The following is a 5,707-nucleotide window of genomic DNA, read 5'->3' as shown; positions in this document are numbered from 1 at the left end:
GTTCAAAGTAGAACCTTGACGTATCTGCACACGGACCACCTAAACACGCCGCGTATTGGAACTGATGGTAATGAAGTTGTTGTCTGGCGCTGGGACAGTGATGCGTTTGGGCAGACAGCGCCGGATACTGATCCGGATAGCGATGGAGTGCAGACTGTTGTAAATTTGCGGTTTCCGGGGCAGATACAGGGTGGTGAGGCGACGTTTTACTACAACTACTTTAGGGATTACGATCCGGGCACTGGCAGGTACTTGCAAAGCGACCCCCTTGGTTTAATCGATGGGCCGAATACCTATGCTTACGTTGGTGGAAACCCGATTAATTTCATCGATCCATATGGCCTTAATAAATTTGATGCATTTTACGGTTTGCCTAAAAAGTTTTGGCAGTGGTATCACCGCAATGAAAAGCGGCCTGGCGACCCAGATTTAAGTAAAGAAGACGCTAAAGATTTGTTTGAGGAGTGGAAGGATATGGGCCAGCCAGGGCCGGATTCCAAGAGCCCAGGGAGCGACCTAAAAAGTTTACTGATACCACTGCCGTTAGAATTGGCTTGTATGGTTGATCCCTGTAACCCTTATTGCAAACCGTGGGGATTTGAATGTAAGGATGAAAACATGTGCGATCTGGAGGCGTAATGGATTACGAGCTTGCTCTATTCACCGAGTTAAATGAGTTGGGTGGCCGCCCCCCTGAACCTTTGGGTGTGCAGATTGACAGGGGAAAAGTAAAAATATCTGGGTTTTATGAAAATACCCAGGACACTCTCGAAAGCGTGATAGTTGCTTTCCTGAAAATGCTTGACCTCTTTGATAGCAATGTCTTTAGCCGTAAGTCGGTTTTGCAAGTTGCTGTGTACCACATGCTTCAGGAGGCGGTTACGTTCACCGTTAGATTAAGTTCTTCTGTGCTAGATGAGTTATCTAGCAGGGGAGTTTCTATAGAGATAACTGCTTACCCTTGTGACGAGTAAAGAGTAAAAATAGACACCCATAAATTGAAAAATTGATGGAAAGGCTATTGCATACTTACTCCGCTGTTGTCAGGGTCTTCTATTTGGGTTATTTAGATATGACGTCCTGTATGGAATTGTGTCAAACAGCTTTATTGGGATGTAACAGCACGTCGAGGAAGCCCGCGACGGTATTTTTCAAGGAAAGGCAAAATTTTAGGAAGTGATCGGAGGGGATAAAGAGCGCTCGCAGTCGCGGATTCCGCGAGACTAGTGTTTGCCGAGCTGCTCGCAGGCATTGCGCACCGAGTGTGCGGCATCAATCAGAGACTTGAAGCAGATTTCGAAGTTGCAGTTCAGGTAGCGCCAGTGTCGAGGATTTATCTGCGGTCGTTTACAATCACGCCAACCGCTTAAAAACCTATAGCGAAGAGGGCGAACTCAAAGCCACTTACTTCTACAACGCGCTGGGTCAGAGCGCTACGACTTGGGTGGACAGTATCTTGCTGAGACCAATATCGCTGCCAACGGCACGGATATCCAGAGCTAGACTGACTACATCTACCTGGATAACATGCCGGTGGCACAGATTGTAACGGCCTTTAGCGAAGGGGAGGTTCAAGGTAGAACCTTGACTTATCTGCACACGGACCACTTAAACACGCCGCGTATTGGAACTGATGGTAATGAAGTTGTTGTCTGGCGCTGGGACAGTGATGCGTTTGGGCAGACAGCACCGGATACTGATCCGGATAGCGATGGAGTGCAGACTGTTGTAAATTTGCGGTTTCCGGGGCAGATACAGGGCGGTGAGGCGGCTTATTACTACAACTGCTTCCGGGATTACGATCCCAGTCTTGGACGATACCTCCAAAGTGATCCGATTGGGTTAGCTGGGGGGATAAACACCTACGCTTATGTAAGTGGAAACCCCGTTAACCTTTACGACTTCTTTGGTTTGTGTGCTTGTCAGCGCCCAACGTCTAATAACTTTTGGAACGCTTATCCAAATTACAACGCATTTAACGCAACTTCAGTTTGGAATTTGATTGGAGGTTCGTTAAATCAGAGTTACGGACCTTATTCAAATTCATGTGCTGCAAGGGTTAGCCATGGATTAAATAATAGCGGTGCGCCGATTCAAAATAGTCCTCAGCACCAGACTAATAGAAATTGGGGCGGAAATAACAATGGTCAGCGTTATATTATCTCAGCACAACAACTTAACAGCTACCTACAGGCAAATTGGGGAGCGCCAAACCAAGTCTTGACTTCGTGCAATCAACTTCAGGCGCTTCAAAATAGTTTGAGTGGTGGTCAAGTTGCATTGGTGGTTTCTAATGGACATGCAGCGGTTGTGACGAGCACTTATACTGACCCTTATGTTGCGGGATTCTTGGGTAATGTTTGGTTGCTACCCACTACCCCAACTCAAGGCTGTAATTGCCCATAGGAAAATGTTATGAATAAAATTGCATTAATAATTGTAGTTACCCTAATTGCGTGTGGCTGTAATGCTTCACCAAAAGAATTGAAGCTGGAAGTGTTTGACAGTGATCCCAGTGACATTAGGTTTAAAGCCACTTTTCCAGAGGGCGTAGAACTCGATGGTATTCATCTTCGTTACGAGAACCTTGGGAAAAGATGGTTGTTGCAACTCAAGTCTTCAACCGGTATGAGACTAACTTCAGCGGAGTCGAATAAAAGTGGGAATACTATTACAGTCAGTGCATTTATCGAGTTGGTGAGTTCAATACTTACTGAAGTAGCAAATCGTAAGGAAGTATCCTTAAATGAAATACAGCTTGATTTACGACTGGTTTCTGAGGTCTGGAATGACAGTGTATATGCGGTAAAAGAGTCAGCGAAAACTAATAGCGGCGTGGTGATGCATAAAGATAAGTCGACCGGTTTCGCGTTACTTGGTGCTATTCAAAAGTCTGATCTTTTGGTTAAAACGTGCACTACTCTTGCAAAATATTCATATGCATGTGATTCTACTCCTATTGGTATTGATCCCATTGCTTTTCAGTGCCCGTTTTTAAATCAGGACTGGGACGAAATTGTAGGTTCGGTTGATGCGGGAATCCATGAGGCAATGTCTTTCTCGATTGTGGTAGCAACAAACTGAAGTTGCGTTAAATGCGTTGTAATTTGGATAAGCGTTCCAAAAGTTATTAGACGTTGGGCGCTGACAAGCACACAAACCAAAGAAGTCGTAAAGGTTAACGGGGTTTCCACTTACATAAGCGTAGGTGTTTATCCCCCCAGCTAACCCAATCGGATCACTTTGGAGGTATCGTCCAAGACTGGGATCAGTATGTTCACCCCGCTACGATCCCCACCGTTGTTTCACCATCCCTATAGTTTATTTTCACCGGCATAAGCCTACATCCAAACTGCAATCATGGTCTACGCACCGTCAGACCTGACCTGTACACCCTGATAGATCGTGAAACCAAGGTCAGATCAGGGTGAGACCACCGTTTTTGTGTAGAGGCTTAGCCGGGTTTCTTCTGGCGTTTGGGATTCTTATAAAAATCAAACAGCTTGGCGGGATGCAGGCTCAGGGCATCCGCGAATCGGCAGATATTGACCAAGCTGACGTTGCACTCCCCCCGTTCGACACCGCTGACATAGGTGCGGTCAAAGTCGGCAGCTTCCGCAAACTGTTCTTGTGTTAAGTCCGCTGCTTCCCGTAATTGCCGCAGATACTGTCCAAATTCCGGGCAGGGAAAGGGTTTTTTCTCTTTTGCCATATTCACCCTCAAATGGGAAACATGGTCTTTTGGTGTGACTCATAAACCAACGGACGATAAGTCACATATGGCGAGAAATTGGCTATACTTGTGCGTGACGACTATGAGTCACATTTCGTGGATCACCACGATGAAATCACGTATCACAACAAAAAAACTATGAAGAAAATGATCCAAGCCACGCTGTTGGCTGTATTTGTACCGGTAATGCTGTTGACCGGATGTGACAGCTCCAATGGCGCAGCCGATGCCACGGCGGAAGCCATTGTAGTTTCCGGGTTGGCTAAGGGTGGGGAAAGTCGGCAGATGTTGGAGCTATTCAAGCAGCAACCGGAATTCAAAAACATGGTTGCCTGTTTATCCTTGTCCCTCAGTAATCAAGGTTGGTCAGGCACTGACCATGATGCCTATATGACAGCCACGGATGGCACCGGTGACTTTGGCAAAATCGACAGCAACCAATGCAGCGAACAGGAAGCCATGGGAAAGTTTGGTGCCATCATGATGGCATCCGGCGATTGCATGTAAGGAGTCTCCCTTCCCAGCCCCGTGGCATTAATTCGCGGGGCTGATTTCCCTTTCAAATAATCAAACTAAATTCACGATCTTTCGGATGGCATGGCTGTCACTTTGAATATATCGCTGGGTGGTTGCCAGATTGGTGTGTCCTGCCAACAGTTGTACATCCCGCAGTGATCCACCCACACGGGTGATGTTCTTTGCCGCGTTGGTGATAAACGTGCGCCGCCCGGAATGGCTGGAACAGCCGTCATAGCCCATATCCGAATACAACCGCTTAAACCAATTGGCAATCACTGATGCGTTTGGGCAGACAGCGCCGGATACTGATCCGGATAGCGATGGAGAGCAGACTGTTGTAAATTTGCGGTTTCCGGGGCAGATACAGGGCGGTGAGGCACAGCATTACTACAACTACTTCAGGGATTACGATCCCAGTCTTGGACGATATATTCAGTCTGATCCGATTGGGCTTCAAGGTGGCATCAACACTTACGGATATGCATACCAAAATCCAGTAATGTATACCGACCCGAATGGGTTAAATCCTGCCGCAGGTTGCCTTGCCGGGGCATGGGGTGGGCCAGTTGGTTGCGGTGTCGGTGCTGGAATTGGAACTGCAATTGCTGGTGGTATAGCGTTGGCTGCAATCCTCAGCACTCCCAGTGACACGCCAACGGACAAAGCGGATAAAGCAAGGGAAAGAAAGGAATATAGTCGAATATGTAAAACTCCAATCCCTCCAACTGGAGACCCATGTACAGACGCTAAAAACAACTTGAACAGGCTAAAGCAATGTCTTCAGTTACGTGAGAACTTCAGCCGCAAATGGTACAACGATGGTGATGCTGGTCATATGACTGAGATTCAGAATACACGTAATGCAATTCGGAATCTTGAAAATTGGATTCAAGATAATTGTGGTGATCAGTGTGAATAATCAAAGAGACAAAAGACTGGAAAGTATATTGCGCGACTATGCCGGATTACCAGAGTACAGTGAAATGCCTATACCAACGGTCAATACAAAAAGTTTGTTTGGCGATTATCCAATCAACATTGCGGCAACACGTGGACTAATTGAAGAGGTTTCTATTTTGCTTGACAGTGGTGCAGATATTAATGCTAAAGGTGAGCATGGATACTCGCCACTCCATGATGCAGTGGAGCAAGGGCATATCGATGTGGTGAAATTGTTAGTTGATCGTGGTGCAAGTATCGACATCAAAAACACTGATGGAGATACCCCAACTGAACTTGCAAAATTGTTGAATGAAACTGAAATCTATCGTTTTCTTAGCAGTCTTGCAGCATCGTTGTGATTTCCAAGCTCAGCAACCTTAAGCGGTGTTTGGTCAAATTCATTCTTCGCGGTTTCGGATAATAAGTGCAATTGGTAAAGGGACGGCCAGCTGGTAGAGTTGCGCCTTTCCCCGCCAAGAGAAAAGCACTGATGAACTACAACCAGCTGACCGA

10 protein-coding genes and 1 pseudogene are annotated in these 5,707 nt (G+C 46.5%); 7 read left to right on the top strand and 4 right to left on the bottom strand.

All coding sequences use genetic code 11. From position 1 onward, the window contains the following. Together BM155_RS17470 and BM155_RS16550 are read left to right on the top strand one after the other, a co-directional pair. The coding region (locus tag BM155_RS17470; protein ID WP_302848375.1) for an RHS repeat domain-containing protein at positions 1-639 on the top strand (639 nt) is incomplete at its 5' end. Further along, positions 639-974 carry a hypothetical protein gene (locus BM155_RS16550; protein ID WP_074904427.1) on the top strand — a complete coding sequence of 112 codons (336 nt, stop codon included), beginning with the start codon at positions 639-641 and terminating at the stop codon, positions 972-974. The genes BM155_RS17470 and BM155_RS16550, both read left to right, overlap by 1 nt. A 451-nt stretch (positions 975-1,425) precedes the next feature. On the opposite strand, the gene BM155_RS17350 is transcribed toward BM155_RS16550, so the two are convergent. Further along, positions 1,426-1,575, bottom strand: a complete 150-nt coding sequence (locus BM155_RS17350) for a hypothetical protein (RefSeq protein ID WP_175487821.1) — start codon at positions 1,573-1,575, stop codon at positions 1,426-1,428. Between the two features lie 9 nt (positions 1,576-1,584). Here BM155_RS17350 and BM155_RS16545 point away from each other — a divergent pair, with 9 nt between their 5' ends. Next, the gene (locus tag BM155_RS16545) at positions 1,585-2,406 is read left to right on the top strand and encodes a T6SS effector amidase Tae4 family protein (protein WP_175487820.1); all 822 of its coding nucleotides are present in this window, start codon (positions 1,585-1,587) and stop codon (positions 2,404-2,406) included. A gap of 9 nt (positions 2,407-2,415) precedes the next feature. Beyond that, positions 2,416-3,084: a hypothetical protein gene (locus BM155_RS17190; RefSeq protein ID WP_067152753.1), complete on the top strand. Its 669-nt coding sequence runs from the start codon at positions 2,416-2,418 to the stop codon at positions 3,082-3,084. Here the strand turns inward: BM155_RS17190 and BM155_RS16830 are convergent. Then, positions 2,995-3,258 (bottom strand): annotated as a pseudogene (locus BM155_RS16830) (RHS repeat-associated core domain-containing protein); the annotation flags it as partial. The gene BM155_RS17190 and the pseudogene BM155_RS16830 sit on opposite strands and share 90 nt — an antisense overlap. A gap of 196 nt (positions 3,259-3,454) precedes the next feature. Further along, positions 3,455-3,712, bottom strand: coding sequence for a helix-turn-helix domain-containing protein (locus tag BM155_RS16535; RefSeq protein WP_067152755.1), 258 nt, complete (start codon positions 3,710-3,712; stop codon positions 3,455-3,457). Positions 3,713-3,802: 90 nt separating this feature from the next. Between BM155_RS16535 and BM155_RS16530 the strand changes: the two genes are divergently transcribed. Continuing rightward, positions 3,803-4,240 (top strand): hypothetical protein, encoded by a 438-nt coding sequence (locus BM155_RS16530; protein WP_074904422.1) that lies wholly within the window; start codon positions 3,803-3,805, stop codon positions 4,238-4,240. Between the two features lie 60 nt (positions 4,241-4,300). On the opposite strand, the gene BM155_RS17865 is transcribed toward BM155_RS16530, so the two are convergent. After that, a complete protein-coding gene (locus tag BM155_RS17865) occupies positions 4,301-4,492 on the bottom strand; it encodes a site-specific integrase (RefSeq protein WP_067157604.1) in 192 nt (63 codons plus the stop codon). A gap of 25 nt (positions 4,493-4,517) precedes the next feature. Between BM155_RS17865 and BM155_RS17640 the strand changes: the two genes are divergently transcribed. Next, positions 4,518-5,171, top strand: coding sequence for an RHS repeat-associated core domain-containing protein (locus tag BM155_RS17640; protein ID WP_074904419.1), 654 nt, complete (start codon positions 4,518-4,520; stop codon positions 5,169-5,171). Continuing rightward, positions 5,164-5,553, top strand: a complete 390-nt coding sequence (locus BM155_RS16515; protein ID WP_217641578.1) for an ankyrin repeat domain-containing protein — start codon at positions 5,164-5,166, stop codon at positions 5,551-5,553. The genes BM155_RS17640 and BM155_RS16515 overlap by 8 nt, the downstream gene beginning before the upstream one ends. Positions 5,554-5,707: the final 154 nt, after the last annotated feature.

Source organism: Microbulbifer thermotolerans, from assembly GCF_900112305.1.
Classification (GTDB): domain Bacteria; phylum Pseudomonadota; class Gammaproteobacteria; order Pseudomonadales; family Cellvibrionaceae; genus Microbulbifer; species Microbulbifer thermotolerans.
Note: the sequence above shows the minus strand (reverse complement) of the source record. Positions and strands in the feature narration are given on the sequence as shown.

Coding starts and splice junctions, on each gene's coding strand:
- BM155_RS16550 (WP_074904427.1), top strand. CDS start 639: ATGGATTACGAGCTTGCTCTATTCACCGAGTTAAATGAGTTGGGTGGC.
- BM155_RS17865 (WP_067157604.1), bottom strand. CDS start 4,492: ATGGGCTATGACGGCTGTTCCAGCCATTCCGGGCGGCGCACGTTTATC.
- BM155_RS16535 (WP_067152755.1), bottom strand. CDS start 3,712: ATGGCAAAAGAGAAAAAACCCTTTCCCTGCCCGGAATTTGGACAGTAT.
- BM155_RS17190 (WP_067152753.1), top strand. CDS start 2,416: ATGAATAAAATTGCATTAATAATTGTAGTTACCCTAATTGCGTGTGGC.